This is a genomic window from Mesorhizobium sp. M1399 (assembly GCF_040317735.1).
In the GTDB taxonomy this organism is placed as follows: Bacteria; Pseudomonadota; Alphaproteobacteria; order Rhizobiales; family Rhizobiaceae; genus Mesorhizobium.
Window position 1 is genome coordinate 333,463 of sequence record NZ_JAMYKZ010000006.1, and the last position, 25,183, is coordinate 358,645.

General features: G+C 62.8%; 29 protein-coding genes and 2 pseudogenes. 20 read left to right on the plus strand and 11 right to left on the minus strand.

The genetic code is table 11. From position 1 onward, the window contains the following. The first annotated feature begins 136 nt into the window (after positions 1 to 136). From NKH05_RS13095 to NKH05_RS13110, 4 genes and pseudogenes are all read left to right on the plus strand, one after another. The gene (locus tag NKH05_RS13095; protein WP_023718978.1) at positions 137 to 592 is read left to right on the plus strand and encodes a DUF2214 family protein; all 456 of its coding nucleotides are present in this window, start codon (positions 137 to 139) and stop codon (positions 590 to 592) included. A 184-nt stretch (positions 593 to 776) separates the two neighbouring features. Beyond that, a complete protein-coding gene (locus tag NKH05_RS13100) occupies positions 777 to 1,754 on the plus strand; it encodes a tripartite tricarboxylate transporter substrate-binding protein (protein ID WP_023718977.1) in 978 nt (325 codons plus the stop codon). A gap of 76 nt (positions 1,755 to 1,830) precedes the next feature. Continuing rightward, a complete protein-coding gene (locus tag NKH05_RS13105) occupies positions 1,831 to 2,298 on the plus strand; it encodes a tripartite tricarboxylate transporter TctB family protein (RefSeq protein WP_023718976.1) in 468 nt (155 codons plus the stop codon). Positions 2,299 to 2,307: 9 nt separating this feature from the next. Then, positions 2,308 to 3,819 (plus strand): annotated as a pseudogene (locus NKH05_RS13110) (tripartite tricarboxylate transporter permease). A gap of 34 nt (positions 3,820 to 3,853) precedes the next feature. On the opposite strand, the gene nth reads toward NKH05_RS13110, so the two are convergent. Next, positions 3,854 to 4,675, minus strand: a complete 822-nt coding sequence (gene nth / locus NKH05_RS13115; protein WP_023718974.1) for an endonuclease III — start codon at positions 4,673 to 4,675, stop codon at positions 3,854 to 3,856. 22 nt (positions 4,676 to 4,697) lie between these two features. On the opposite strand from nth, the gene NKH05_RS13120 reads away from it, so the two are divergent. Continuing rightward, entirely contained in the window at positions 4,698 to 5,192 is a 495-nt protein-coding gene (locus tag NKH05_RS13120; RefSeq protein ID WP_023718973.1) for a DUF2244 domain-containing protein, read from the plus strand. 3 nt (positions 5,193 to 5,195) lie between these two features. Here the strand turns inward: NKH05_RS13120 and NKH05_RS13125 are convergent, their stop codons facing one another. Beyond that, entirely contained in the window at positions 5,196 to 5,993 is a 798-nt protein-coding gene (locus NKH05_RS13125) for a class I SAM-dependent methyltransferase (protein ID WP_353025503.1), read from the minus strand. Between the two features lie 114 nt (positions 5,994 to 6,107). On the opposite strand from NKH05_RS13125, the gene NKH05_RS13130 reads away from it, so the two are divergent. From NKH05_RS13130 to NKH05_RS13155, 6 genes and pseudogenes are all read left to right on the plus strand, one after another. Further along, entirely contained in the window at positions 6,108 to 7,001 is an 894-nt protein-coding gene (locus NKH05_RS13130; RefSeq protein ID WP_023718971.1) for a methylated-DNA--[protein]-cysteine S-methyltransferase, read from the plus strand. A gap of 112 nt (positions 7,002 to 7,113) precedes the next feature. Next, complete coding sequence (locus NKH05_RS13135; RefSeq protein WP_023718970.1) at positions 7,114 to 8,022, plus strand: ribokinase; 909 nt, start codon at positions 7,114 to 7,116, stop codon at positions 8,020 to 8,022. Positions 8,023 to 8,028: 6 nt separating this feature from the next. After that, a pseudogene (locus NKH05_RS13140) lies at positions 8,029 to 9,488 on the plus strand (amidase). A gap of 103 nt (positions 9,489 to 9,591) precedes the next feature. Further along, entirely contained in the window at positions 9,592 to 10,206 is a 615-nt protein-coding gene (locus NKH05_RS13145) for a LysE family translocator (protein ID WP_023675274.1), read from the plus strand. A 98-nt stretch (positions 10,207 to 10,304) separates the two neighbouring features. After that, positions 10,305 to 10,625, plus strand: coding sequence for a hypothetical protein (locus tag NKH05_RS13150; protein ID WP_023718967.1), 321 nt, complete (start codon positions 10,305 to 10,307; stop codon positions 10,623 to 10,625). Between the two features lie 249 nt (positions 10,626 to 10,874). Next, positions 10,875 to 11,111 carry a hypothetical protein gene (locus NKH05_RS13155; protein ID WP_023718966.1) on the plus strand — a complete coding sequence of 79 codons (237 nt, stop codon included), beginning with the start codon at positions 10,875 to 10,877 and terminating at the stop codon, positions 11,109 to 11,111. A 6-nt stretch (positions 11,112 to 11,117) separates the two neighbouring features. Here NKH05_RS13155 and NKH05_RS13160 read toward each other — a convergent pair whose 3' ends face one another. Further along, positions 11,118 to 12,059 carry a nucleoside hydrolase gene (locus NKH05_RS13160; RefSeq protein WP_352483583.1) on the minus strand — a complete coding sequence of 314 codons (942 nt, stop codon included), beginning with the start codon at positions 12,057 to 12,059 and terminating at the stop codon, positions 11,118 to 11,120. Between the two features lie 144 nt (positions 12,060 to 12,203). On the opposite strand from NKH05_RS13160, the gene NKH05_RS13165 reads away from it, so the two are divergent. Next, positions 12,204 to 12,629 (plus strand): Hsp20 family protein, encoded by a 426-nt coding sequence (locus NKH05_RS13165; protein WP_023718964.1) that lies wholly within the window; start codon positions 12,204 to 12,206, stop codon positions 12,627 to 12,629. 63 nt (positions 12,630 to 12,692) lie between these two features. After that, positions 12,693 to 12,950: a BQ00720 family protein gene (locus NKH05_RS13170; RefSeq protein WP_352483584.1), complete on the plus strand. Its 258-nt coding sequence runs from the start codon at positions 12,693 to 12,695 to the stop codon at positions 12,948 to 12,950. Positions 12,951 to 13,021: 71 nt separating this feature from the next. Here NKH05_RS13170 and ptsN read toward each other — a convergent pair whose 3' ends face one another. The 6 genes from ptsN to lptC form a co-directional block, all read right to left on the minus strand. Next, positions 13,022 to 13,486: a PTS IIA-like nitrogen regulatory protein PtsN gene (ptsN, locus tag NKH05_RS13175; protein ID WP_023718962.1), complete on the minus strand. Its 465-nt coding sequence runs from the start codon at positions 13,484 to 13,486 to the stop codon at positions 13,022 to 13,024. Between the two features lie 59 nt (positions 13,487 to 13,545). Next, positions 13,546 to 14,130 carry a ribosome hibernation-promoting factor, HPF/YfiA family gene (gene hpf / locus NKH05_RS13180; protein ID WP_352483585.1) on the minus strand — a complete coding sequence of 195 codons (585 nt, stop codon included), beginning with the start codon at positions 14,128 to 14,130 and terminating at the stop codon, positions 13,546 to 13,548. Between the two features lie 288 nt (positions 14,131 to 14,418). After that, positions 14,419 to 15,945 (minus strand): RNA polymerase factor sigma-54, encoded by a 1,527-nt coding sequence (gene rpoN / locus NKH05_RS13185; protein ID WP_023718960.1) that lies wholly within the window; start codon positions 15,943 to 15,945, stop codon positions 14,419 to 14,421. 197 nt (positions 15,946 to 16,142) lie between these two features. Next, a complete protein-coding gene (gene lptB, locus NKH05_RS13190) occupies positions 16,143 to 16,961 on the minus strand; it encodes an LPS export ABC transporter ATP-binding protein (RefSeq protein ID WP_023718959.1) in 819 nt (272 codons plus the stop codon). Further along, positions 16,961 to 17,572, minus strand: coding sequence for an LptA/OstA family protein (locus NKH05_RS13195; protein ID WP_023718958.1), 612 nt, complete (start codon positions 17,570 to 17,572; stop codon positions 16,961 to 16,963). Before NKH05_RS13195 ends, lptB begins: the two co-directional genes overlap by 1 nt. Then, entirely contained in the window at positions 17,559 to 18,272 is a 714-nt protein-coding gene (gene lptC, locus NKH05_RS13200; protein WP_023718957.1) for an LPS export ABC transporter periplasmic protein LptC, read from the minus strand. Before lptC ends, NKH05_RS13195 begins: the two co-directional genes overlap by 14 nt. Before the next feature lie 305 nt (positions 18,273 to 18,577). Here lptC and sppA point away from each other — a divergent pair, with 305 nt between their 5' ends. The 4 genes from sppA (at position 18,578) to lhpI (ending at position 21,296) form a co-directional block, all read left to right on the plus strand. Then, complete coding sequence (gene sppA / locus NKH05_RS13205) at positions 18,578 to 19,534, plus strand: signal peptide peptidase SppA (protein ID WP_023718956.1); 957 nt, start codon at positions 18,578 to 18,580, stop codon at positions 19,532 to 19,534. Positions 19,535 to 19,612: 78 nt separating this feature from the next. Then, a complete protein-coding gene (locus NKH05_RS13210) occupies positions 19,613 to 19,897 on the plus strand; it encodes an integration host factor subunit beta (protein WP_006200394.1) in 285 nt (94 codons plus the stop codon). Between the two features lie 49 nt (positions 19,898 to 19,946). Next, complete coding sequence (locus NKH05_RS13215; RefSeq protein ID WP_023718955.1) at positions 19,947 to 20,279, plus strand: lipopolysaccharide assembly protein LapA domain-containing protein; 333 nt, start codon at positions 19,947 to 19,949, stop codon at positions 20,277 to 20,279. A gap of 51 nt (positions 20,280 to 20,330) precedes the next feature. After that, on the plus strand, positions 20,331 to 21,296 hold the full coding sequence (lhpI, locus tag NKH05_RS13220) for a bifunctional Delta(1)-pyrroline-2-carboxylate/Delta(1)-piperideine-2-carboxylate reductase (protein WP_023718954.1): 966 nt from the start codon (positions 20,331 to 20,333) through the stop codon (positions 21,294 to 21,296). A gap of 114 nt (positions 21,297 to 21,410) precedes the next feature. On the opposite strand, the gene NKH05_RS13225 is transcribed toward lhpI, so the two are convergent. Together NKH05_RS13225 and NKH05_RS13230 are read right to left on the minus strand one after the other, a co-directional pair. Further along, positions 21,411 to 21,779, minus strand: a complete 369-nt coding sequence (locus NKH05_RS13225) for a VOC family protein (protein ID WP_031193999.1) — start codon at positions 21,777 to 21,779, stop codon at positions 21,411 to 21,413. A gap of 86 nt (positions 21,780 to 21,865) precedes the next feature. Then, complete coding sequence (locus NKH05_RS13230) at positions 21,866 to 22,549, minus strand: helix-turn-helix transcriptional regulator (protein ID WP_023718953.1); 684 nt, start codon at positions 22,547 to 22,549, stop codon at positions 21,866 to 21,868. 124 nt (positions 22,550 to 22,673) lie between these two features. On the opposite strand from NKH05_RS13230, the gene NKH05_RS13235 reads away from it, so the two are divergent. The 3 genes from NKH05_RS13235 to NKH05_RS13245 all read left to right on the plus strand — a co-directional run bounded on the left by NKH05_RS13235 (position 22,674) and on the right by NKH05_RS13245 (position 25,177). Then, on the plus strand, positions 22,674 to 23,159 hold the full coding sequence (locus NKH05_RS13235) for a DUF1772 domain-containing protein (protein ID WP_023718952.1): 486 nt from the start codon (positions 22,674 to 22,676) through the stop codon (positions 23,157 to 23,159). Positions 23,160 to 23,248: 89 nt separating this feature from the next. After that, positions 23,249 to 24,313: an RsmD family RNA methyltransferase gene (locus NKH05_RS13240; RefSeq protein ID WP_352592651.1), complete on the plus strand. Its 1,065-nt coding sequence runs from the start codon at positions 23,249 to 23,251 to the stop codon at positions 24,311 to 24,313. Continuing rightward, complete coding sequence (locus tag NKH05_RS13245; RefSeq protein ID WP_023718950.1) at positions 24,314 to 25,177, plus strand: TrmH family RNA methyltransferase; 864 nt, start codon at positions 24,314 to 24,316, stop codon at positions 25,175 to 25,177. Positions 25,178 to 25,183 lie beyond the last annotated feature (6 nt).

Sequence of the window (25,183 nt, forward strand, 5' to 3'; positions counted from 1 at the left end):
GCGTAAAACAAGAACCAAGGCTGTGTAGATCATCTTCCAGGCTGATGTGAATCCCGCCAAGCGGTGTTAGTTTTTCGCCAGTATTTGGTTCACTGCGTTCGGTTTCGGCGCTGCCGTCCGACACAGGGGAAACAGCATGGACACCACCGACCTTGTGCTTGCCATCTTCCATCATCTGCTGGTGTTTTCGCTGGCAGGCATCATCGGCGCCGAATTCGTCCTGATCCGCAGCGACCTGTCCGCCGCGACGCTGAAGCGGCTTGTCGGTATCGATCGCCATTACGGCATCATTGCCATGCTGATCATCGTCGTCGGCATCGGCCGCGTCATCTATGGTCTCAAGGGCTGGGAATTCTACGTCTACAACTGGATGTTCTGGGCAAAGATGGCCGCTTTCGCAATTGTCGGCCTGTTGTCGATTATCCCGACCGTCCGATTCCTGTCCTGGAGCAGGCAGGCGAGCGCCAGTCCCGGCTTCCAGGTGCCTGCGGCGGAGCTAGCGTCCGTTCGCACCTATGTCCGCACCGAGGCATTCATCTTCCTGTTGATCCCGGTGTTCGCGGCGGCGATGGCGCGCGGCTACGGCTATTAAGATAGGTCGGAGGAAGGGCATCGCGCGGCCCGACCTTTCCACTCATTTGCGCGGACAAACGTGCAGTTTGCCGTTTGAGGCGATTGTCATTTGTCGGGTTGCGCTAGTTATTGCTCCATCTACATTCGGTTTGAGAGGAACTCCGCGCAGCGGTTGGTAATTCGTATTCTGGGAGGAAATCACGATGAGAAAATTCGTCGCCGCGCTGGCTGCCGTTGCGGTCGCCATGCTTTACCCGTTGGCCGCGGGCGCGCAGACGTACCCCGAACGCACCATCACCGTTGTCGTGCCGTTTTCGGCCGGCGGCCCAACCGACACCGTCACGCGTCTTGTCGCGGAAGCCATGTCGAAGGACCTCGGCCAGCAGGTCATCGTCGAGAATGTCGGCGGCGCCGGCGGCACGCTAGGCGCCGGCCGCGTCGCGAATGCCGATCCTGACGGCTATACGCTGCTCCTGCATCACATCGGCATGGCGACCAGCGCGACGCTGTATAGGAACCTCGCCTACGACACGCTGAACGCGTTCGAATATATCGGTCTCGTCACAGAAGTGCCGATGACCATCGTCGGCCGCAAGGATCTCGAGCCGACCGATCTGAAGGGACTGGTCGACTATGCCAAGGCCAACAAGGACACCGTCACCGTCGCCAATGCCGGGATAGGCGCGGCCTCGCATCTGTGCGGCATGCTGTTCATGAGCGCCATCGGCACGCCGCTGGTCACCGTTCCCTACAAAGGCACTGGCCCGGCCATGACCGACCTTCTCGGCGGCCAGGTCGACATCATGTGCGACCAGACGACCAACACCACCAAGCAGATCCAGGGCGGCACGATCAAGGGCTATGCCGTAACCTCGGCGCAACGCCTCGACGTGCTTCCGGACGTGCCGACAACGACGGAAGCCGGCCTTCCGCAGGTGCAGGTCGGCATCTGGCACGGAATCTATGCACCCAAGGGCACGCCGGCCGAGATCACCGAGCGCCTGTCGAAATCGCTGCAGGTGGCGCTGAAGGATCAGAACGTCGTCGCCCGCTTTGCCGAACTCGGCACCAAGCCGTCGCCCGAGGCCGACGCCACGCCGGCCGCGCTCAAGGCCAAGCTGGAAAGTGAGATCGCGCGGTGGAAGCCTATCATCGAAGCGGCCGGCCAGTACGCCGACTAAAGCTTGAACGGGGCGCCACCAGCGCCCCGTTTTTACACGGCATGGGCAAGCCCGCGGCGCGGCCCGGGAGGACGTCATGAAACCGTTCGCAATCGACAGAACCAACGGCATTTGCGCAGCGCTGTTCATCTTCCTCGGCGCATTTTTCGCGCTGCAGTCGCTCGGCCTCGAAATCGGCACCGCCTTCCGTATGGGACCGGGCTATTTCCCGCTGGTGCTGGCGATCGTGCTGATCCTGCTTGGCGCCGTCATCCTCGTCCAAGCGGTGCGTTTCGAGAGCGACCCGATCGGCCACATCGCGTGGCGCGGCATGCTGTTCATTCTGCCCGCTCCGATCTTCTTCGGCCTGACGGTGCGCGGCCTCGGCTTTATCCCCTCGATCTTCCTGACGGCGCTAATCGCATCGTTCGGCAGCGGCCGTATGAAGCCGCTGACCGCGCTCGTGCTGTCGGCCGGCCTGACGCTGTTCGCATTCGTCGTCTTCAGCTACGCACTCGGCCTGCCGTTCCGGCGTTTCGGCCCGTGGCTGCCCCTATCATTGTGAGGAGATGAAATGGAACTCCTCAACAATCTCGCACTCGGCTTTTCGACGGCCACATCTTTGGCAAACCTCGGTTTCTGCCTGATCGGCGTCCTTCTCGGCACGCTGATTGGTGTCCTGCCCGGCATCGGCGCCACCGCAACCATTGCCATGCTGTTGCCGATCACCTTCCAGATCGGCGATCCGGTTTCCTCCCTCATCATGCTCGCCGGCATCTATTACGGCGCGCAGTATGGCGGTTCGACTACCGCCATCCTCATCAACATGCCCGGCGAATCTTCGTCGGCCGTCACCGCCATCGACGGCTACCAAATGGCCAGGAACGGTCGCGCCGGGGCGGCACTGGCGACCGCGGCGATAGGCTCGTTCTTTGCCGGCACGGTGTCGACCTTCCTCGTCGCCATCTTTGCCCCACCGCTGACGGCGATAGCGCTGAGATTCGGCGCAGCCGAGTATTTTTCGCTGATGATTGTCGGCCTGGTCTCGTCCGTCGCGCTCGCCCACGGCTCGATCGTCAAGGCACTGGCCATGGTCGTGCTCGGCCTGCTGCTCGGACTTGTCGGCACGGATATCTACACCGGCACGCCCCGCTTCACGCTCGGCATCCGCGAATATGCCGACGGGCTGAATTTCGTCGCAGTGGCGGTCGGTGTCTTCGGCGTCGCCGAGATACTGCGCAACCTCGAAAACGAGCATGAGCGTTCCGTGCTGATCCGAAAGATCTCCGGCCTTATGCCGACCCGCGAAGATTTTCGGCGCATGGCGGCCCCCATCGTGCGCGGAACAATCATCGGTTCGGCGCTCGGCATCCTGCCGGGAGGCGGCGCGATCCTTGCCGCCTTTGCCTCCTAAACCGTCGAAAAACGTGTCTCGAAAAGTCCGGGGGAATTCGGCAAAGGCGCAATCGAAGGCGTCGCCGGACCGGAATCGGCCAACAATGCCGGCGCACAAACCTCCTTTATCCCGATGCTGACGCTCGGCATTCCGGCCAACCCGGTAATGGCGCTGATGATCGGCGCGATGATCATCCAGGGCATCGTACCCGGCCCCAATGTTGCGATCGAACAGCCTGCACTGTTTTGGGGTATCATCACCTCGATGTGGATCGGCAATCTGATGCTGATCGTCTTGAATCTGCCGCTAATCGGGCTTTGGGTGAAACTGCTTACGATCCCGTATTACGTGCTCTTCCCGATCATCATGGCGTTCTGCTCGATCGGCGTTTACAGCGTCAACACCAACGTCTACGACCTCTATGCAGTCGCACTCTTCGGCTTGCTTGGCTATCTCCTGACCAAGCTGCGCTGCGAACCCGCGCCGCTGCTGCTTGGCTTCGTGCTCGGCCCGCTGCTCGAGGAAAACCTGCGCCGCGCCATGATCCTCTCTCGCGGCGATCCGAGTACCTTCGTGACGAGACCGATCAGCGCCAGCCTGCTCCTCATCGCGCTCGCCGTGCTCGTCATCGTGTTTCTCCCCGCGGTCAGGAAGAAGCGCGAGGAGGTGTTTGTCGAAGAGAGCTCCTGAACGTGGATGGCGCCACATAGGAGGAACTTCAGAGTCACTTGGCTGGCACTGATTCAGTAGCCGCCTCTACTGGCCCGAGCGGCGCGATCTCGACCAGTGGTGCAGGCACGCTGGTCGTCTTTTCCTTGGCCTTGCAGATATCGGCGATGACGCAGGCAGGGCAATCCGGCTTACGCGCCTTGCAGACATAGCGGCCGTGCAGGATCAGCCAATGATGCGCATGTCGCATATATTCGTCCGGAATGATCTTCAGGAATCCTTGCTCGACCTGTTCCGGCGTCTTGCCCGGCGCCAGGCCGAGCCTGTTGCCGATGCGGAAGATGTGCGTGTCGACCGCCATCGTATGCTGGCCGAAGGCGACGTTGAGCACGACATTGGCGGTCTTGCGGCCGACACCCGGCAGCTCGACCAGTTGATCGCGATCATCGGGCACCTTGCCGCCGTGGTCGCGGATCAGGGCTTCCGACAACGCGATGACATTCTTGGCCTTGTTGCGCCACAGCCCGATAGTGCGGATATGGTCGCCGAGCCTGGTCTCGCCCAGCGCCAGCATTTTCTGCGGCGTGTCGGCGATCTTGAACAGCGCCCGCGTCGCCCTGTTAACGCCGGCGTCCGTCGCCTGCGCCGAAAGCACCACCGCCACCAGCAGCGTGAAGGCGTTGATATGTTCGAGTTCGCCTCTCGGGTCCGGCCGCTGAACGGAAAAGCGCCGGAAAATCTCATGCACCTCGGCCGGGCTGTAAAGCGCCCGCGACCTCGCCGGCCGCGGACGCGGCTTGGCGTTCGAGCCGTCGCGGCGGCCGGGCAACAGGTCTTTTTTTAGCGCCGAAGAGTTTTTGGACTTGGGGCTTGTCATTGCTTTCCTATAATATTCTGTAATGAGCGACACAAACGCCTCATTTCAGGCCGACGAGCCATTCTTCCAGGCGCTGCTGATACCGCACCGGTCGCTGGGCAAGACCGGCTTTGTCATCCTGATGGGCGCATTGCTGTTCGGGTGGCTGGTGACCGGAGCGTTTTTCCTGTCGCGCGGCGCCTGGCCGGTGTTCGGCTTCTTCGGCCTCGATGTTATTGCCATCTATATCGCCTTCCGCGCCAATTATCGTGCCGCTCGGGCTCGCGAGGAGGTGTCGGTGTCTCGCACCAGCCTCGATATCCGCAAGACTGCCCCGTCAGGCAAATCGGAAGCACATCGCTTCAATCCGTTCTGGGCACGCTTTTCGATCGCCCGCCACACCGAAATCGGCATCACCAGAATGGCGGTCGAGGCGCAAGGAAAAACAGTCTCGATCGGTGGCTTCCTCAACCCCGACGACCGCGAAAGTTTTGCCACCGCATTTTCGCGCGCTCTGGCGACCGCCAAGGCGCGCTGACGATCAAAACCGAAATCTCAACAGCCTGCCGACCCTCCGAAGAGCCGGAACGTGGCTCCAGAGGCGAAAGACCAGTCCGGCGAACCAGCTCACACGGGCGGCATGTTCGGGTTTGTACGCCATCGTTTCCTCGACCAACCGCAGGCCGGGCACTGACCGTTCCAAGTCGCGCGGATCGTTGATCGCCCAGTGGAGTTCGGCTCCGGTGGCGCGGAACGACCGGTTGAGGCGCACGAGCTTTAGACCCAGGTCGCTGTAGGCATCGCAGATAAATTCGCCGCTGGCCAGATGCGACACAAGCCGCGAAACCAGTCTTGGGCCCTCGTCAGCGGCAAGGTAGGGGGTCAGGCCCTCCGCCACGACCATCGCCGGGCGATCGCCGGGCACTTCATCCAACCAGCCAGGCTCCGTGACGGATGATCCGATCAGGTGGTAATGCTCGCGCATCGGGTAGAGCTTGCGCCTGAGCTCGATTACTTCGGCGTAGTCGACGTCGAACCAGTCGACGCCGGCTGGCGGGTCGATACGGAATATTCGTGTGTCCAGCCCGCAGCCGAGATGCAGTACAATGGCGTTCGGGTTGTTCGCCAGAAAAGCCGAAACCCAGTCGTCCAGCGTCTTGGCCCGGATCGCCAGACCGACGCCGAGCCGCGAGAAATCGTAGTCGATGCGGCGAACCGCCTCGTCCGCAAAGCGGTCTTTCAGCAGCGAGTTGGGAAGCCGGCTTTCCAGCGCCTTGCCGTAGACGGTGATCAGCAGCGTTTCTTTTTCCTTGGTCAGCTGCATCTTCTCGCCGGCCATGATTGTCCTCCCCATTCAAAGCCAACTCTATCTGGGTACATGCTGCGGGAAAGCAAGTTTCGGGTGGTGATCGGCGCCGCGAAGGACGATATTCGCACTCAAGGAGATACTACCATGAACGCCCAAATGCCTCTCAAAACGACAGCAATCCTTCAGAAAGACATCACGCCTGAAGGCGGCGACTACGAAATCGTCCGTCGTGCCATCGAAAAGATCAGCCTCGACTATCGCGACCAGCCTTCGTTGGAAGTGCTGGCCGAGGAGGTCGGCGAGACGCCGACCGGGCTGCAGAAGCTGTTCACCCGCTGGGCCGGCCTGTCGCCGAAGGCTTTTCTGCAGGCCGTCACCCTCGATCATGCGCGCAAACTGCTGGATTCCGGCATGCCGCTGCTGGAAACTTCGTTCGAACTCGGCATGTCCGGCCCAGGCCGGCTGCACGATCTGTTCGTCACCCATGAAGCGATGTCGCCGGGCGACTACAAGACCCGCGGCGCAGGGCTCACCATCCGCTACGGCTATCATATCTCGCCTTTCGGCATCGCTTTGATCATGGTGACGGACCGCGGCCTTGCCGGCCTCGCCTTCAACGACCCCGGCGGCGAGCGCGCGGCCTTTGCCGACATGTCCAGCCGCTGGCCGAATGCGACCTATGTCGAGGACATGGCGGCGACGGCGCCCTATGCCGCGCGCATCTTCGATCCGACGCTGTGGCGCGCCGACCAGCCGCTGCGCGTCGTCATGATCGGCACCGACTTCCAGGTCCGCGTCTGGGAGGCCTTGCTGCGCATTCCGATGGGCAAGGCCTGCACCTATTCCTCGATCGCCGCGCGCATCGGCGCACCGAGCGCCAGCCGGGCTGTCGGTGCCGCGGTCGGTGCCAATCCGATGTCCTTCGTCGTGCCGTGCCACCGGGCTCTCGGCAAGTCCGGCGCGCTCACCGGCTACCATTGGGGCCTGACGCGCAAACGCGCCATCCTCGGCTGGGAGGCGGGACAAGTCTCTTCTTGAATAGCCAACGAATGGAACGATAGGAGCGAAGGGCCCCGAGGGTGACAAGCAGCGATCTTACGGAGTAGCTTCCCGCGCAATTAGAGTGACATGCGCTAGCGGGAGGCACTTCTTGATCGTCGTCATCGGTTCCATCAATCTCGACCTCATCGCCAGTGTCGACCGCTTGCCCGGTCCCGGCGAAACGGTGCGCGGCTCCGGTTTCGCCACCGCCCCCGGCGGCAAGGGAGCCAACCAGGCGCTGGCCGCCGCCCGCGCCGGCGCCAAGGTGCGCATGGTCGGCGCGGTCGGCAAGGACAGCTTCGCCGGCGAGGCTTTGGCGCTGCTGCGCGACGGCAAGATCGACCTGTCCGGCGTCGGCGAGACCTTTGCCTCGACGGGTACCGCGTTGATCATGGTCGGCGCCGACGGCGAGAACGTGATCGCCGTCGTGGCGGGCGCCAATGATTCGGTCGTGCCGGGTGACCTTTCCAAGGCTTTCCTGAAAAACGGCGATGTCGTGCTGCTGCAGTTGGAGGTCCCGTTGCAAACGGTCGAGACAGCGCTTGACGCGGCAAGGACGGCCAACGCGGTCACCGTGCTCAACACCGCACCTTTCCACGGCGACGCGGCCGGCTTCCTCGGCAAGGCCGACTATCTCGTCGCCAACGAGACCGAGTTCGACCTCTATGGTGAGGCGCTGTCGTTGAGTGGCCGCGACCGCCCGGCACGGATGCGCGACTATGCCTCGAGAACTGGCCGCACCATCGTCGTCACGCTTGGCCCAGACGGCGTTCTCGCCGCGACGCCGGACGATCTCCTCATGGTTCCGGCGCTGAAGATCACTCCGCTCGACACGGTCGGCGCCGGCGACACGTTCTGCGGCTATTTTGCTGCCGGACTGGCGGCAGGCCTGCCGCTCGACCAGGCGCTTGCCCGCGCTGCCGCAGCCGGTTCGCTGGCCTGCCTGAAAGCCGGCGCCCAGCCTGCCATCCCGCTGGCCAGGGATGTCGACGCCGCCATGCCGACATCTGCCGGCTGAAGCGCGATGACAGCCACGCGCCCGACCACCAGGCATGCCGTGCCGCCCGCCGGCGACATCTGCCGCCTGTCCGCCGTGGAACTGGCCGACAGGATCAGGCGCCGGCAGCTTTCGGTGCGCGAAGTGATCGCTGCATTCCTGGACCGGATCGAGGCGGTGAACCCACAGGTCAACGCCATCGTTTCATTGCGTGAGCGTGCCGACATCCTGCGCGAGGCCGACGAGGCAGACGCTCATTTGGCGCGAGGAGCAGATACCGGATCGCTGTTCGGTCTGCCGATCGCGATCAAGGATCTTGCGCTGACAAAAGGCCTGAGAACCACCTTCGGCTCGCCGATCTTCGCCGATTTCGTGCCTGAGGAAGACGACTTCTTCGTCGAGCGTGTTCGGCAGGCCGGCGCCATCATCATCGGCAAGACCAACGTTCCCCAATTCGGGCTCGGCTCCAACACCTACAATACCGTGTTTGGACAGACGCTCAACGCGTTCGACCCAGCGCTGACCGCCGGCGGCTCGAGCGGCGGCGCGGCGGTCGCGCTGGCGCTCGACATGGTTCCCATTGCCGATGGCAGCGACTTCGGCGGTTCGCTGCGCAATCCCGCTGCCTACAACAATGTCTATGGCTTCCGCCCGTCGCAGGGATTGGTACCGGCCGGCCCTGATCTTGATGTGTTTCATGCGCAAATGGGCGTCGAAGGGCCGATGGGGCGTAACGTGCGCGACATCGCCCTGCTGCTCGACGTTCAGGCCGGCTATCATCCTCGCGCGCCGCTGTCGCATGATAAGCCAGGCTCGTTCCTCGAAGGGCTGGAATCGCGGCGGCCGGCGGGCGCATCGCCTGGCTCGGCGATCTTGACGGTCATCTGCCGATTGAAGCAGGCATTCTACAGCTTTGCGAGGCAGCACTCGGCCGGTTAGCGGATCTATCCTTCGAAGCCGAGCCGCTGATGCCGGAATTCGAGTTCGAAGCGCTGTGGCAGGCCTTTGTAACGCTTCGCCAGGCGAGCAGCGGTTGTGCGCTCAAGGTGCATTACGACGATCCCTTGAAACGCCGCCTTCTCAAGCCGGAGGCCGTGTGGGAAGTGGAACATGCACTGGGCCTCACCGCACCGCAGATCCACGCCGCCACGGTGAGGCGCTCGTCATGGCACAAAACCCTGCTGTCGCTCTTCGATCGATTCGATCTCATCGCGCTACCGACCGCGCAGGTCTTCCCTTTCGAGGTCTCCACCCACTGGCCAAGGGAAGTGGCCGGGCGTGCCATGGACAGCTATCATCGCTGGATGCAGGTTTCAGCGTTCGCCACGCTCGGCGGCTGCCCGGCGATCAATGTGCCGGTGGGCTTCGACCCCAAGGGCAGGCCGATGGGCATGCAATTGATCGGGCGGCCACGCGCTGACCTCTCGGTGCTGGGGGCGGCTGCCGCCTATGAGGCAACGCTACCATGGCAGGCCGGCGCCTGCTGAAATCAGCTCCGCATTGTCGGCGCCTCGCCGGCTTGCACGCAACTCATCGCCATGCATTGATCGCGACAGCGCGCCGCACGAGCGGCATTCTGCGGAGGGAAAAATGTCGCTGGAACTCTACGCCACCTACGTCGTCGCTTGCATCGTCATCATTCTTGTGCCGGGGCCGACGGTCACGCTGATCATCGCCAACAGCATCCGCCACGGCTCGCGCGCCGGCCTCGCCAATGTCGCCGGCACCCAGGCCGGGCTGGCCATCATGATCGCCATCGTCGGCATCGGGCTGACCTCGCTTATCGCCGGCATGGGCCACTGGTTCGAATGGGTCCGGCTGATCGGCGCCGCCTACCTGATCTGGATGGGCGTGCAGATGTTCCGCTCGAAAGGCAAGCTGAACGCCGACGGATCGGCTAAAAAGCCGCGCGGCGGCTTCTTCCTGCAGGGCCTGCTGGTGGCGATCAGCAATCCGAAGACGCTGGTGTTCTTCGGCGCCTTCTTTCCGCAGTTCATCGCCCCCGAAGGCAATTACGCGTTACAGATCGGCGTCATGGGTCTCACCGCCATGATCTTCGCCGCCGTCTCGGATTCGACCTACGCGTTGGCCGCCGGCCGCGCCGGACGCCTGCTCTCGGCCGGCCGCGTCAAGCTCTTGTCGCGAATCAGCGGCAGCTTCCTGGTGGGCGGCGGCCTGTGGCTGGCGTTTTCCAAGGCGAAGTAACAGCCGCGAGCCGGGACGCAAATAGCAATCTCCTGGAACAGGAAGCCCGATTGAAAGTCAGCCTTCTGTGCACCACATGAATCGACAGTTGGGGATTCATGCCGGTGCCATGGACTTTTGTGGATGTGAAAAGGCACGCGATCGGCGTGATCCTGATTGTTGCTTTGTTTGCGGCGGTGTTGGCCCTCGATCCGCTCAAGTGGACGAATAACGCCAGCCCGATCCGCTCGGTGGACCCAATCGATGCAGCCGTCAAAAGTGCCCATTGGGGCAAAGGCCGAAGTGTCTACATGCTGGTCCTTGAAGACGGTTCATCTGTTTTCATCGACGACGATCGTCCGCGCCTGATCGGCTCGCACGTCGGCATCGAGCGCGTCACGCGCGACAATGGTTTTGTCTTCTACCGATTTCCAAATTGAACGGCGATCGATCAATGAAGCTGTTTTCGAAGGTAAACGAGTGACAGAGCTCTCTTCGAAGAAATCGCTCTTGAACAAAGCCCTTACGCTATTCAACTCTAAGTGATGGGGCCGACGAATCTTTCTCTTAGAAACCGCCTTCTTCTGCTTCGGGAAGAGTTTCGCGATACAGTCGTTGGCGTCGCTTTCTTTTGCTCATTCGCTCTTGTGGCCGCCGTGGCGATTGTAACAAGACAGAATAGCCCGATCATGGGCACGCAACGCATAGGAGGCATCGTCGAAGATGTTGCGACGATGCCTCTAAATCCGAAAGGTTCCGTCGGCCATGGACTTTATTATAGATATGAAGTCCGTCTCCATGACGGCAACGCACTGGTATTTATCGATGGTGAGGTGGAGACGCCCCACATGATCGGATCGGAAGTCTCGATCGAACAACAGCACCGCAATAACGGCACCAGCACCTACCGCCTGCTCAATGACTGAGCGGCACTAAAGCCGCCCCAGCCTTTCCAGCAACAGCGCGAAAAACGCATCATGATCGATGTCGCGCATCACCATGGCGTTCTTCGGCCGCTTGGTCACTCCCCACCAGTCGATCACCGTCATGCCCATGGTGAGCTCCGAGGCAGTTTCCACGCTGACATTGCAGTTGCGGCCCTTGAACAGCTTCGGCTTCAACAGATAGGCGATGACGCAAGGATCGTGCAGCGGGCCGCCATCGGTGCCGTATTTCTCTTCGTCGAAGCGTTCGAAGAATTCCAGCATGTCCGCCGTCGCCGTGCCGACCCTGGTGCCGAGCTTGCGGAAAGCCTTCGTGCGCTTGGCGGTGGTCAGCGCCTTGTGGGTGACGTCGAGCGGCATCATCACGATCGGAATGTCGGATTTGAACACGACATCGGCGGCATGCGGGTCGACATAGATGTTGAACTCGGCAGTCGGCGTGACGTTGCCGCCCTCGAAGAAGCCGCCGCCCATCAGCACGATCTCCTTGATGCGCGGCGCGATTTTCGGCTCGCGGATCAGCGCCAGCGCAACATTGGTGAGCGGCCCGAGCGCGCAAAGCGTGATCGTGCCGGTCTCCTCCTTCATCAGCGTCTCGACGATGAAATCGACCGCATACTGATCCTGCAGCTTCATCTTTGGCTCAGGCAGTTGCGGTCCGTTGAGGCCGGTCTTGCCATGCACTTCCTCGGCGGTGACGAGTTCACGCGCCAGCGGCCGGATGGCGCCTGCATAGACCTTGACATCCGGCCGGCCGGCCAACTCGCAGATCTTGCGTGCGTTTTTTTCGGTGAGTTTCAGCGGCACGTTGCCGGCCACCGCGGTGATGCCGACGATCTCCAGCTCGGCGCTGCCGAGCGCCAGCAATATGGCGACGGCATCGTCCTGGCCGGGGTCAGTGTCGATGATGATCCTGCGGGATTGGGGCATTTCAATTCCTTGTTTTGGCAAGTCTTTTTGGGCGGGACGTGTGACGGCTTGAAGTCTGCCGGGCGGCGGACCATATCAAGACCATCGGGAAAAATGCCATCCGGGTTTTTCCACTTTATGTCGCTCTTGAGAGGACACTGTAACATGAGCCGAATGACGCCTTTTTCCAGCCCGCTTCTCCTCGGTTTCGATTCCATGGAAAAGACACTGGAGCGCTTGGCGAAGTCGGGTGACAGCTATCCTCCGTACAACATCGAGCGCCTCAGCGGTGCCGACGGCAAAACCGAAAGGCTGCGCATCACGCTCGCCGTCGCCGGTTTCGCGGAAAGCGATCTCGATGTCTCCACGGAGGAGAACCAGTTGGTCGTGCGCGGCCGTCAGAACGACGACACCGAGCGCGAATTCCTCCACCGCGGCATCGCCGCGCGCCAGTTCCAGCGCTGTTTCGTGCTGGCTGACGGCATGCGGGTGATTGCGGCGGAATTGAAGAACGGCCTCTTGTCGATCGATCTCGATCGGCCGGAGTCCGAACGGCTGGTACGAAAAATAAACATATCGGTGAAAGACTGAGTTTTGCCGATAGCTCTCATGCGGGATGGCCTTGAGCGGCGTCTCGCGGCAAGGAGGCTTGAAATGACCAGAACTGACGAAAATATCATCATGACCAGCGGCGAATTCGCTCATCTCGGCGAAGGTTCGGTCGCCTATCTCAGGAAAGTGTCGAGCGACGATCTGCGCGGCCGTTTCCCGGGCCTCGGCGAAATCGCGCCCGGGCTGGAACTGTGGGCCCTGTTTGCCGCCAACGGCCAGCCGATCCTGCTTTCGGATGCTCGCGACCGGGCGCTGGCCGGCGCCTTGGAAAACGATCTGACCCCCGTCGCTATCCACTAACAACACGGCGCGCCGATCTGGCTGAAACGGACAGGGCCGCTCACGGCGGCCCTTCAACGGGTCCAATCAACTCAGGCGGCGTGCGAGGCCTGTGTATCCGACAGCAGCGCGTGGATAGCCACGGCATCGCGCGTGCCCCTGATCTTGGCAACCGTGTCGGCATCGCGCAGCACCCGCGCGATGCGCGACAGCGCCTTGAGGTGGTCGGCGCCGGCACCTTCGGGGGCCAAAAGCAGAAACACCAGGTCGACCGGCTGATCGTCGAGGGCCTCGAAATCGACCGGTGTCTCCAGCCGGGCAAAAACTCCAGCGATCCGCTTCACCCCGGCCAGCTTGCCATGCGGAATGGCGATGCCGTTGCCGACGCCGGTCGAACCCAGCCGCTCGCGTTGCAGGATGGTGTCGAACACCTCCCGCTCCGGAATGCCGGAAATTGCCGCCGCCCTTTCAGACAGCAATTGCAGCAGCTGCTTTTTGGAGTTCGCCTTCAACGCCGGCATGATTGCCGGAACGTTGACGAGATCGCTCAGATCCATGCTTGAAATCCCTTGTTCGCCTGCCGTCGCCAGTCCCCACGCTTGCGTGCGGCTGGTTTTTACCCCTGCGCGACCTTGGCCGTAGACGGGTCGATCCAGCCGATATTCCCGTCCGGCCGGCGATAGACGATGTTGAGATGGTCGTTTCCGGCATTGCGGAAGACCAGGACCGGGCTGTCCTTGGTGTCGAGCTCGATCACGGCTGACGCCACCGACATGGTCCGCAGCGTCATGGTCGATTCGGCGACGATGGCCGGCGCGAAATTCTCCGGTATCTCCTCGTCGTCATCGGCAAGCGGGGCCATCACCGTATAGGCGACGTCGGTGAGTTCGCCATTGCTATTGCCTGAATTGTGCGACTTCAGCCGGCGCTTGTAGCGCCTGAGGCGGGTTTCCAGACGGTCCGCCGCGGCATCGAAGGCAAGCGTCGGATCCTGGGCATCGCCGGTCGCCTGCAGCGAAGCACCGGAATCCAGCCGGATCATGCAATCGGCCGTGTAGCGCGACCCCGATTTGACGACTACGATTTGCCCTGAAAAGCCCCGATCGAAATATTTCCCGATCACTTCCCCGACACGGTCGTTGATGCGCGTACGGAACGCATCGCCGATATCCATGTGTTTTCCCGATATGCGCAGTGTCATCTGAAAACTGACCTTCCTTGCTCAGGCTTCAAACTGTCCCGAGTTTATACTCGTGGTCCGTGCGCACAAGCTTTGCGGCGTCACTTGCGCCGATTTTAAATCCGAACTTTCCGGTTGATCACAAGCCGCCTTCTTGGCCGTCCGTGGCCTACGTCGTGACGGACCATCCCTCGTGCGGGCATCAGCGAACTCAAATCCACTCGCCAGCCCGTCTCATGCGGGCGGGCTTCTAGCCACTTCGTTGCCGCTTGTCAATGAACGCGAAAGCTGTGGAAATTCTGCCGGAGTTCAACGGCCGGCGCTGGCCAAAGCGCGTTTTTCGCGCCGCCGTTGCACCGAAGAGGGTATGTTCATGCCTTCCCGGTATTTGGCAACCGTGCGCCTGGCAATGTCGACGCCGCTTTCCCGCAGCATGTCCACGATGGCATCGTCGGAAAGCACATCGACGGCTTTCTCTTCGTCGATCAGCTGCTTTATGCGGTCGCGCACCGCTTCCGACGAATGCGCATCGCCGCCACCCGACGAAGCGATCGAGGCGGTAAAGAAATAGCGCAGCTCGAACACGCCGCGCGGCGTCAGCATGTATTTGTTTGCCGTGACCCGGCTGACCGTCGATTCGTGCATGCCGATAGCGTCCGCCACCGTGCGCAGGTTGAGCGGCTTCAGGTGCCGCACGCCGTGGACGAGAAAAGCGTCCTGCTGGCGCACGATCTCGGAGGCGACCTTGAGGATAGTCTTCGCCCGCTGGTCGAGGCTGCGCGTCAGCCAGTTGGCATTCTGCAGGCATTCGGCGAGGAAATCCTTTTCCGCCTGGTTTTTCGCATGCGGCGTGACCTGAGCGAAATAGATGTGATCGACCAGCACACGCGGTAGCGTCTCGGCATTGAGCTCGACCGTCCAGCTGCCGTCATTGGCTGCGCGCACCTCGACGTCGGCCACGATCGCATCGCTGGCACCGCGCGAAAACGCCATTCCCGGCCGCGGGTCGAGCGCCCGGATCTCGGCCAGCATGTCGAGCAGATCCTCCTCGTCGACACCGCAAATCCGCTTCAGCGTCTGGAAATCGCGCCGTGCCAGGAGTTCGAGATTGGCGATCAATGCCCTCATCGCCGGATCGAGCCGGTCGCGCACGGCAAGCTGCAGCGACAGGCATTCGGCGAGGTCGCGGGCGAAGATGCCGGCGGGCTCGAATGTCTGGCAAATCGCCAGCGCCCTTGCCACCGCCGTGGCGTCCGTGCCGAGGCGGGCCGCGATCTCGGCCATGTCCGCACGCATGTAGCCGGCCTCATCGACGCCGTCGGCAAGCTCGCTGGCGATCAGGCGCGCGGCCGGATCGGCGAAGGCGAGCGCCACCTGCTCGCCGACATGGTCGCGCAGCGTGATGGCAGCCGCCGCCATATCCGCGACGTCGAAGCCGTCGGAGGAAGAGGCGGAACTATTGCCGGACGCCGATTTCCATTGCGCCGTCAGGTCGGGGCCGAGCCGTTCGCTCGTTCCAGGATCGTCGGGAAACAGGTTTTCCAGCGACGTATCGAGCTTTTCCGAGATCGCCTCGGCGCTCCACGCCGTCTCCGCTTCGAACCAGTCGCCGTCGGCGGCCGGTTCCGATGCGGCGTCGCTCTTCTGCGCCTGGTCGCTGGCGGCGTCGTCCTGCGGTTCGGCGCGTTCCAGCAGGGGATTGCGTTCGATCTCGTCGTCGATGAAGCGTTCCAGCTCGAGGTGGGTGAACTGCAGCAGGCGGATCGACTGCATCAGCTGCGGCGTCATCACCAGCGACTGCGACTGTCGTAGCTGTAGTTTTGCCGCCAACGCCATGGTTCGGTTTCAACGCCCCGTCTACGCGCCCGCACTGCTGGAAAGAATTTTCCAGGCCAGCATAGAAACTGGCCCGGCTTTTGCTTGTCAAGGCGAGGTGCGGAAAAACTCGCCTGCCAGCGCGTTTTTCAGGCAGAAAATCGAAGAAAAAGCTGCCGGACTACGCCGGAAATCCCGTTCGAACCGGAATTTCGCATTTAGAGCGTAAATCCCTCGCCAAGATAAAGCCGCCGCACATCGGCATTTGCGACGATTTCGTCGGCTCGGCCATGGGTCAGCACCTGACCGGCATGGATGATGTAGGCGCGGTCGATCAGGCCAAGGGTCTCACGCACATTGTGGTCGGTGATCAGCACGCCGATGCCACGTGCCGTCAAGTGGCGCACGAGCTGCTGGATGTCGGCGACGGCGATCGGGTCGATGCCGGCGAACGGTTCGTCGAGCAGCATGTAGGCGGGGCGGGTTGCCAACGCACGGGCAATTTCGAGGCGCCGCCGCTCACCGCCGGAGAGCGACAGCGATGGAGCCTTGCGCAGATGGCTGATGTGGAATTCCTCGAGCAATTCGTCGAGCAGGCGCTCACGCTCCTTGCGGCTCTTTTCGACCACTTCGAGCACGGCCCGGATGTTTTGCTCGACGTTCAGGCCGCGAAAAATCGACGCTTCCTGCGGCAGATAGCCGATGCCGAGACGGGCGCGGCGATACATCGGCATCGACGTGACGTCGAAGCCGTCGATTTCGATGGTGCCTTCGTCGACCGGCACCAGCCCGGTCACCATGTAGAAACAGGTGGTCTTGCCGGCGCCATTGGGGCCGAGCAGCCCAACCGCCTCGCCGGCGCGCACGCCCAGCGTCACGCCGCTGACGACTTTGCGGCCCTTGTAGCTTTTGGTCAGCCCCTTGGCGATCAAGGTTCCCTTGAACTTTGCCGCTTCGACGGTGACCCTGGCCGGTGCCGCAAGTTTGCTGGCGGCGCGCCCTGGAAGACGCGCCAGCAGCGACGATATGCCGGTCATCAGGGTTTCGCTGCTCCAGACTTCGCCTGCGGCGTGATCGACATCATGACGCGGCCGCCGCAGGCGTCGACCTGGGCAAGGCCGCTCTTCATCTGCACGGTAAGCTTGCAGCCGACAAGCACGTTGTCGCCTTGCGAGAGCACGACCTTGCTGCCCGAAAGCACCAGCACCTCGGTCTTCATGTCGAAGGTGCCGCGGTCGCCGGTGGCAACCTGATTGTCCGATTTGATGTAGACCTTATCGTCGACCACGAGATGGTCGATGTTGGCGGATCCGGTCATCGCCGCGGCACCCGCCGGCTCGGCGCCTTTGGCGGCGGCTGCATCCCTGACGTAATAGACCGTCATTTTGCCGGCCTTGAGTACGGTTGGACCCTGGACGACGTTGACGTTGCCGGTGAAGACGGCGACGCTTTCCGCCTGGCGCACCTCGAGCTTGTCGCTTTCGATCTGGATCGGCTTGTCGCCCGACAGCCTGAGGCCGGACATTTGGCTGGTGGCGCTGGACTGCGCCAGCGACGAAGCCGTCCCCAGGGTGAGCCCCAATGGCAGCCCGAGGGTCAGCAACGCCGAAACCGCGGCGAGGCGCCGTGCCGAACTACTGAACCGCATTGGTCTCTCCGCTCTTTGCCTCTGCCGCCTTCAAACTGGCGGGATCGATGTCGACGCGCACCTTGTTCTCGAAAACCAGGACCTTGCCATTGTCCTGGACCGACATCGAATCCGCCCTGATCCGCGACCCGCCGCGGCTGACATCGACGGGTTCGCTTGTCTTCATAGTGCCTTCGCCCATGTCGAGATAGACTGATTTGAATTTTGCCACCACGCCATCCGTGGTCGATACCGTCACGTCGCTGGTCAGGCTGAACGTGTTGCCGTCGCGATCATAGGTGCCGCGCGCGGCATCGATGGCGGCCGTGTTGTCGGCCGCAATCGGCAGCCTGGCCTTGATGCCTTCCAGATCGATGATGCCTTGTTTGCTGACGTCCTGTATGGCGCGCAGGGCCGTCATCGAATAGGGCAGGTTCTGCTTGGTGAAGCCGTTGAGCTTGGGATTGGCCATCACCAGCTTGCCATTGGCAAAGGAGCCGCCGTCGGCCTGCACCTCGATTGCAGCGGGAGCCATGAGATAGGAATAGACCGGAAACGCGACCGCGATCAGGGCGGCGACCAGCGGCACGGCCAGCTTGAGGATCCGCACCCGGCGCGAATGACGCTGCGCGATGTCAAAGGCGTCGACCCGCGCCCGGCCTGCGGCCTTGGGAGCCAACTCCGTCTCGGTGTTGGTCGGTTCGATTGGTCCCGCTAACATGACTGCTTCTTCTAAACCCCTGCCCGCCAGGCCGCCCTATAGGTGGGGTGCCGGCACCCTCAAGCAAGCACAAGCCGAGGAAAACCGCAAAAATATGACAGCCGCCCCTATACAACGAAAATGGCCCCAGCGCAGCCTGAACCTCATACCAGATATGGGCGCACAGTGTTAGAGCCTGTGGAACGCGACAGATTGAAGCTTGCCCGAACGCCGAAGACGGCTTTGGCGAAGGCCGTCAGGAAACGGTAGCCGGGCGCGAATGGTTGCTTTAAAAGCATCTGCTCCCACCGACTACGAGGCTGACCATGGCATTGAGAGCCGACGACCTGATCGACCGCCGCCGCTTGCGCCGCAAGCTGACATTCTGGCGTGTTGCGGCGATTCTTGTCGCCGCAGCCGGGCTGATCGCCTTTTCCGCGTGGATTTATGGTGACGAATTCACCGGCGCGGCTGTCGACCACATCGCTAAGGTCAAGATCGAAGGTACCATCACCGAAGACGAAGAACTGATCAAGCGGCTGGAAGCCATCCGTCAGTCGCCGCGCGTCAAGGCTGTGATCCTGTCGATCGATTCACCCGGCGGCACCACCGTCGGTGGCGAGTCGATCTACGAGGCAGTGCGCAAGCTCGCCGCCGACAAGCCGGTGGTGGCCGAGGTCGGCACGCTCGCGGCGTCGGCGGGTTACATGATAGCCACCGCGGCCGACCATATTGTCGCACGCAAATCCTCGATCGTCGGCTCGATCGGCGTTCTGATCCAGTACCCGGACGTCAGCGGCCTCATGGACAAGCTCGGCGTCAAGCTGGAGGAGGTGAAATCCTCGCCCTTGAAGGCCTCGCCTTCCCCCTTCAAGCCGACCAATGACGATGAACGCGCCATGGTCCGCAAACTCATTCTCGACAGCTACGACTGGTTCGTCGGCATCGTCGCCGAGCGCCGCAACATGACCAAGCCGGAGGCGCTGGCGCTCGCGGACGGGTCGATCTTCACCGGCCGGCAGGCGGTCACCAACAGATTGATCGACGCGGTCGGCGGCGAGGCCGAAGCGATCGACTGGCTTGCAGGCAAGGGTGTCGATGCCAAGCTCAAGGTGGTGGAATGGAAGGACACGGAAAAACGCGGTGGTTTCCTGTTCTCCAAGGCGATGGCGCAGACCGTCGGCGCTGCGCTTGGCCTGCCTGGCCATGGCGGCGACGTCCTTCACGAAATTGGAGCGGACCGCTTGTTTCTTGACGGTCTCGTTTCCGTCTGGCACCCTTGAGGAGCCGCTTGGGAGTGAAAAAGCAAATAAAATCATTCTGATAATTTCGGCGGCACTGCTTTCACGGGGAGCCTTTTCATGATCAAATCCGAACTTGTGCAGATCATCGCCACGCGCAATCCGCATCTTTTCCTGCGCGATGTCGAAAACATTGTCGGCGCCATCTTCGATGAAATCACCGACGCGCTTGCCGAGGGCAACCGGGTCGAGTTGCGCGGCTTCGGCGCGTTTTCGGTGAAAAACCGCCCTGCCCGCACCGGCCGCAATCCGCGCACCGGCGAATCCGTAGAGGTCGAGGAGAAATGGGTGCCGTTCTTCAAGACCGGCAAGGAATTGCGTGAAAGGCTGAACGGAGGCAAATAGGCGCGGCGCCCGCCGACCCGTTGCTGCCTTTTCTTCCGAACGGAAAAACATGTTCAATCGCTTCATCCTCATCGTGGTTTTCGTGCCGCTGGCCGTCATCCTGATTGCGCTGGCCGTCGCCAACCGCGAACCGGTGGCCTTCACGCTCGATCCGTTCAATCCCGGCAATCCGGCGCTGACGCTGACCGTGCCGCTGTTCATTTTCCTGTTCCTGGCGCTGGCCATCGGCATGATCGTCGGCAGCCTGGCGACCTGGATCAAGCAGGGCCGCTACCGCAAGCTGGCGCGCCAGCGCGCCGCCGAGGCCGAGAACCTGCGTCTGGCAGTCAGCCGCGCGCCCACAGCGGCGCAGGGCCCGGCCTTGCCGAAGCCGATGAACTGAGCCGCGGCTCGGGCAGGAAGCGCAACCGGCCTATTTCTCCACGGAGCCATCATGCTGACCATTTCCGCCGCCGAGGTCGACCGCGCGCTGACCTTTCCCGGGCTGGTCGAGACATTGCGCGCCGCTTTTCGCGACGGCGCCGTGCAGCCGGTCAGGCATCATCACACGGTCGAGCGGCCCGACGGTGCCGCCTCGACGCTGCTTCTGATGCCGGCCTGGACCGACTTCAACGCCGGCACCTCGGCCGATGGCCATATCGGCGTCAAGATCGTCACAGTGTCGCCCGACAACAACGCCGTCGGCAAGCCTGCGGTGATGGGCCTCTACCTGTTGCTGGACGGCGCCACCGGCGAGCCTCAGGCCTTGATCGATGGCCAGCGGCTGACGCAGTGGCGCACCGCCTGCGCCTCGGCACTGGCCGCGTCCTATCTGGCCCGCGAAGACGCATCACGGCTGCTGGTGGTCGGCGCCGGCGCGCTGTCGCCATTCCTTGCAAAGGCGCATTCGGCGGTGCGGCCGATCAAGAACATCCGCATCTGGAACCGCACGCCGGCCAATGCCGAAAAGGTCGCGGCAAAATTGCGTGCCGAGGGTTTTGCGGCCGACGCCGCAGGCGATCTCGACGTCGAACTCGGCCAGGCCGATATCGTGTCATCGGCGACCATCACCACCGCGCCACTGATCAAAGGGGTACTCTTGAAACCGGGAACCCATGTCGATCTGGTTGGCGGCTTCACGCCGGCGATGCGCGAAAGCGACGACGACGCGATTGCACGCGCCCGCGTCTATGTCGACACCCGCGCCGGCGCCACCAAGGAAGCCGGCGACATCGTCCAGCCGCTGGCCTCCGGCGTGCTGAAGCCGCAAGCCATCGTCGCCGACCTCTATGAACTGGCACGCGGCCAGAAAAAAGGCCGGCAGGGCAATGACGAGATCACGCTGTTCAAGTCGGTCGGCGCGGCCCTCGAGGACCTGGCCGCCGGCATTGCCGTGTATCGCGCAAGCGTAGGGCAGTAGGGCAGTAGGGCAGTAGGGCAGTAGGGCAGTAGGGCAGTAGGAAACCGTGCTAATCGTGCGGCGCCGCGCCTAGTGCTACTTTGCTCTCGCCTACTGCCCTACTGCCCTACTGCCTTACTCCTTTTGCCAATAAACCCGTAGCCGGTGGTTGTCCGGATCGAGCGCGACGAAGGTGCGGCCGAAATCCATGTCGGTCGGGCTCTGCAGGATGGTCAGCCCACGGTCGGCCCACTCGGCATGGGTGGTGTCGACAGCGCCAGGCGTATCCAACGCAAAGACGACCTCGGCGCCACCGCCTGCGGCCGCCGCGGCCGGCTCTACGGTATGACGCGACCAGAGGCCGAGTTTGAAGCCGTTGTCGAGCACGAACAACACGAAGGTCGGCGAGGTGTCGACCGGCTCGCGTCCGAGCAGCGCGCTGTAGAAGGCGCCGCTTTGCTCAGGCTTGTCGACATAGAGGATGACGAAATTGGGCGGTGTCATGAATTGCTCTCCAGATGGTTTCGACTGGAGCAGCATAGCGTGCACCACTGCCAGATTCTGGCAGCAGTCTTAACTGAGCGGCAGCCTTAGCTTGGCTTGTCGAGCGTCGCCCGCCATTCTTTGAGCAGCACCTGGCGACGGCGCGGATAACGCGTCTCGGTGGCGTTGAGGCCGGATATCCGATCGGCGCGAAAGTGCCTGAAATCCTGGCGCATCTCGCACCACGCCGCGACGACGCGCACCTTGTCGAAGAAGCCGAGTGCAAACGGCCAGACGGTGCGCTCGGAGGCAGCGCCGCCGGCATCGCGATAGACAAAGCTCAACTTGTGCTCCTCGCGGATGGCTTGCCGCACCACGCCGAGATCGATGCCTTCGGTGACCTCGGTGCGCGACCCGACCAGCAGCGTCGAGGCATCGAGCTCTTCGCGCAAATCGTCCGGCAGCACGGCGGCGATCTTGGCCAGCGCGTCGGTGGCGGCGTTGGCAAGCCGCCAGTCCGGCTGCTTGGCCACCCAGCGCGAACCGAGCACGATCGCCTCGATCTCCTCGTCGGTGAACATCAAGGGCGGCAGCATGAAGCCTGGCCTGAGCACGTAACCCAGCCCCGCCTCGCCCTCGATCGGTGCGCCCTGCCCCTGCAACGTGGCGATATCGCGATAGAGCGTGCGGATCGACACACCCATTTCGCCGGCAAGGCTGCGGCCGCTGACTGGCCGGCGATGCCGGCGCAGGATCTGGATCAAGTCGAGCAGGCGTTCGGCGCGGGACATGGATCGCAACCCGGTTTGGATGGATGCCCAATTTGGATGGACGATAGTGCGCCTGCGCTTTCGGCGGCAAGCAGGATGATCGCCGACCGGAACGTATGCGGCCTGACGCCGTTGTCTGGCCATTATGGATATACGCGGTCTTCTGTTGTTCTGGTCTGTTTTGACCGCCACCGTTGCTGCCCTAAGCCTCGGACCATCCTTCGCCCACGTACTGGAATCGGTGCCGCGGCTGACCAGATGGCCGCCTTCGCTCTGGCGAGAAACCACGGTCTTCAATGCTCAGTTCCAGTTCTTTTTGACTGTCGGCGCACCGCTGGACGTGGCGGCCGTCGCCTGTCCGGGGCTCCTCGCATGGATGCTGCGCGGCGACCGCCCGGCATTCTGGTGGGTGTTGGCCGCCACCATGCTTTATCTGATGGCGCTTGTCGCGTGGGTTGCGCTCGTCAAACCGGCAAACGATGTCCTGGCCACCTGGGTGCCTGGACCGATCCCGGGCAATTTCGAAGCTATCCGGAGCCGCTGGGAAGCCGGCCATATGGTCGTCACCGGCTTCAAGGCCGTCGGTTTCATCGCGCTCGCAGTCGGGCTGCTGTCGATCAGGCGTGGCTGATCCGTTCGCAAACGCCTGCAGCCCTTTTGTTGCGCCGGTCAATTCGCTGTGGCAGAAGCGGCGCAGCCGCCGTCCGGAGATGCGCCTTCTTGAAACCTTTTCGCGACAAACGCCGCGACAGCCGCCCGCCCGCGAAAAAAGGCGGGATAGAGCAGCCGCGGCGGCGCGACCCCAATCCAACCGCTGGTCCGGAGACGAAACCGCAGGACCGGTCCGAGCAGAAAGCAGCGCCGCGCCCACTTTCGCGCCGCGATGGCGCGCTGCCTGCCGAACATCTGCCGCTGATCCTCGAAGTCGGCGCCAATCAGGATTACGCGCTGCTCGACAGCGGCGCCGGAGAAAAGCTCGAGCAATACGGCCCCTACCGCATCGTTCGGCCGGAGGGCCAGGCGATCTGGCAAAAGGCATTGCCGGCCAGGGACTGGGAACGCGCCGATGCCATTTTCACCGGCGATACCGACGAGGAAGGCATCGGCCGCTGGCGCTTTCCGAAGACGCCGCTCGGCGAGACCTGGCCGATGAAGCATGACGGCATCGACTATCTCGGCCGCTTCACTTCGTTTCGCCATGTCGGTGTCTTTCCCGAGCAGGCCTCGCACTGGGACCACATGGCCGGGCTGATTGCGGCGGCAAAACGGCCGGTGAAGGTGCTGAACCTGTTCGGTTATACCGGTCTTGCCTCGCTGGTGGCGGCGCGTGCCGGCGCCGAGGTCACCCATGTCGATGCTTCCAAGAAGGCGATCGGCTGGGCGCGCGAAAACCAGGAGATGGCGGGCCTGTCGCAAAGGCCGATCCGCTGGATCGTCGACGATGCCGTGAAATTCGCCGAGCGCGAGGAGCGCCGCGGCAGCCGCTACGACATCATCCTGTTCGACCCGCCCGCCTATGGCCGCGGACCGAAGGGCGAGGTCTGGCATCTGTTCGAAGATTTGCCGGCGCTGACCGACATCTGCCGTGCGATCCTGACGCCGAAGCCGCTCGCTGTGGTGCTGACCGCCTATTCGATCCGCGCCTCTTTCTTCGCCATCCACGCCTTGATGCGCGACACCTTCGCCGGCATGGGCGGCACGGTCGAATCCGGCGAATTGATCATCCGCGAGAAATCCGCCGGCCGGGCGCTTTCGACCTCGCTGTTCTCGCGCTGGGTGGCCTGAATGAGTGCGTACGAACGGCACGCGGGCGCGCCAGGGCAGGTGAAGGAAGTCACCAGCCTCGCCAATCCGCTGGTCAAGGACATCAAGGCGCTCGCGCAGAAGAAATTCCGCGACCAGCAGAATGCCTTCATGGCCGAAGGCCTGAAGCTGGTCATCGACGCGCTCGATCTCGGCTGGTCTATCAGGACATTGGTTTTCGCCAAGGCCGGACGTGGCAATGCGGCGGTTGAAAAAGTTGCGGCGCGCACGGTTGCCGCCGGCGGCACCGTACTTGAAGTTTCGGAAAACGTGCTGGTCGCCATCACCCGCCGCGACAATCCGCAAATGGTCGTCGGCGTGTTCTCGCAGAAATTGCTGCCGCTGAAGGACATTCGCGCCCATGATGGCGACGTCTGGGTGGTGCTCGACCGCGTCCGCGACCCCGGCAACCTCGGCACCGTCATCCGCACGGTCGACGCCGTCGGCGCCAAAGGCGTCATCCTGGTCGGCGAGACCACCGATCCCTTTTCGGTCGAGACGGTACGCGCCACCATGGGCTCGATCTTCGCCGTGCCGGTCGCCAAGGCGTCGGCCGAGGCTTTTCTCGCCTGGCGAAAGAGCTTTCCCGGCCTCGTCGCCGGCACCCATCTTAAGGGTGCGGTCGATTACCGCTCGGTCGATTTTTCAAAAGGCCCGGTGCTTTTGATGATGGGCAACGAGCAGCAAGGCCTGCCTGACGAGCTTGCCGCAAGCTGCGACAAGCTGCTGCGGATACCGCAGGCAGGCCGCGCCGATTCGCTCAACCTTGCGGTGGCCACCGGCGTCATGCTGTTCGAGATCCGGCGCGGCGCGCTGAAGCTCGGCCCGGAGGATGCCCGATCGTGACATCCC

Bases quoted from the DNA above. Each gene is read 5' to 3' on its own strand.
- NKH05_RS13095 (WP_023718978.1), top strand. From the start codon at position 137: ATGGACACCACCGACCTTGTGCTTGCCATCTTCCATCATCTGCTGGTG.
- NKH05_RS13100 (WP_023718977.1), top strand. From the start codon at position 777: ATGAGAAAATTCGTCGCCGCGCTGGCTGCCGTTGCGGTCGCCATGCTT.
- NKH05_RS13105 (WP_023718976.1), top strand. From the start codon at position 1,831: ATGAAACCGTTCGCAATCGACAGAACCAACGGCATTTGCGCAGCGCTG.
- nth (WP_023718974.1), bottom strand. From the start codon at position 4,675: ATGACAAGCCCCAAGTCCAAAAACTCTTCGGCGCTAAAAAAAGACCTG.
- NKH05_RS13120 (WP_023718973.1), top strand. From the start codon at position 4,698: ATGAGCGACACAAACGCCTCATTTCAGGCCGACGAGCCATTCTTCCAG.
- NKH05_RS13125 (WP_353025503.1), bottom strand. From the start codon at position 5,993: ATGGCCGGCGAGAAGATGCAGCTGACCAAGGAAAAAGAAACGCTGCTG.
- NKH05_RS13130 (WP_023718971.1), top strand. From the start codon at position 6,108: ATGAACGCCCAAATGCCTCTCAAAACGACAGCAATCCTTCAGAAAGAC.
- NKH05_RS13145 (WP_023675274.1), top strand. From the start codon at position 9,592: ATGTCGCTGGAACTCTACGCCACCTACGTCGTCGCTTGCATCGTCATC.
- NKH05_RS13150 (WP_023718967.1), top strand. From the start codon at position 10,305: ATGCCGGTGCCATGGACTTTTGTGGATGTGAAAAGGCACGCGATCGGC.
- NKH05_RS13155 (WP_023718966.1), top strand. From the start codon at position 10,875: ATGGGCACGCAACGCATAGGAGGCATCGTCGAAGATGTTGCGACGATG.
- NKH05_RS13160 (WP_352483583.1), bottom strand. From the start codon at position 12,059: ATGCCCCAATCCCGCAGGATCATCATCGACACTGACCCCGGCCAGGAC.
- NKH05_RS13165 (WP_023718964.1), top strand. From the start codon at position 12,204: ATGAGCCGAATGACGCCTTTTTCCAGCCCGCTTCTCCTCGGTTTCGAT.
- NKH05_RS13170 (WP_352483584.1), top strand. From the start codon at position 12,693: ATGACCAGAACTGACGAAAATATCATCATGACCAGCGGCGAATTCGCT.
- ptsN (WP_023718962.1), bottom strand. From the start codon at position 13,486: ATGGATCTGAGCGATCTCGTCAACGTTCCGGCAATCATGCCGGCGTTG.
- hpf (WP_352483585.1), bottom strand. From the start codon at position 14,130: ATGACACTGCGCATATCGGGAAAACACATGGATATCGGCGATGCGTTC.
- rpoN (WP_023718960.1), bottom strand. From the start codon at position 15,945: ATGGCGTTGGCGGCAAAACTACAGCTACGACAGTCGCAGTCGCTGGTG.
- lptB (WP_023718959.1), bottom strand. From the start codon at position 16,961: ATGACCGGCATATCGTCGCTGCTGGCGCGTCTTCCAGGGCGCGCCGCC.
- NKH05_RS13195 (WP_023718958.1), bottom strand. From the start codon at position 17,572: ATGCGGTTCAGTAGTTCGGCACGGCGCCTCGCCGCGGTTTCGGCGTTG.
- lptC (WP_023718957.1), bottom strand. From the start codon at position 18,272: ATGTTAGCGGGACCAATCGAACCGACCAACACCGAGACGGAGTTGGCT.
- sppA (WP_023718956.1), top strand. From the start codon at position 18,578: ATGGCATTGAGAGCCGACGACCTGATCGACCGCCGCCGCTTGCGCCGC.
- NKH05_RS13210 (WP_006200394.1), top strand. From the start codon at position 19,613: ATGATCAAATCCGAACTTGTGCAGATCATCGCCACGCGCAATCCGCAT.
- NKH05_RS13215 (WP_023718955.1), top strand. From the start codon at position 19,947: ATGTTCAATCGCTTCATCCTCATCGTGGTTTTCGTGCCGCTGGCCGTC.
- lhpI (WP_023718954.1), top strand. From the start codon at position 20,331: ATGCTGACCATTTCCGCCGCCGAGGTCGACCGCGCGCTGACCTTTCCC.
- NKH05_RS13225 (WP_031193999.1), bottom strand. From the start codon at position 21,779: ATGACACCGCCCAATTTCGTCATCCTCTATGTCGACAAGCCTGAGCAA.
- NKH05_RS13230 (WP_023718953.1), bottom strand. From the start codon at position 22,549: ATGTCCCGCGCCGAACGCCTGCTCGACTTGATCCAGATCCTGCGCCGG.
- NKH05_RS13235 (WP_023718952.1), top strand. From the start codon at position 22,674: ATGGATATACGCGGTCTTCTGTTGTTCTGGTCTGTTTTGACCGCCACC.
- NKH05_RS13245 (WP_023718950.1), top strand. From the start codon at position 24,314: ATGAGTGCGTACGAACGGCACGCGGGCGCGCCAGGGCAGGTGAAGGAA.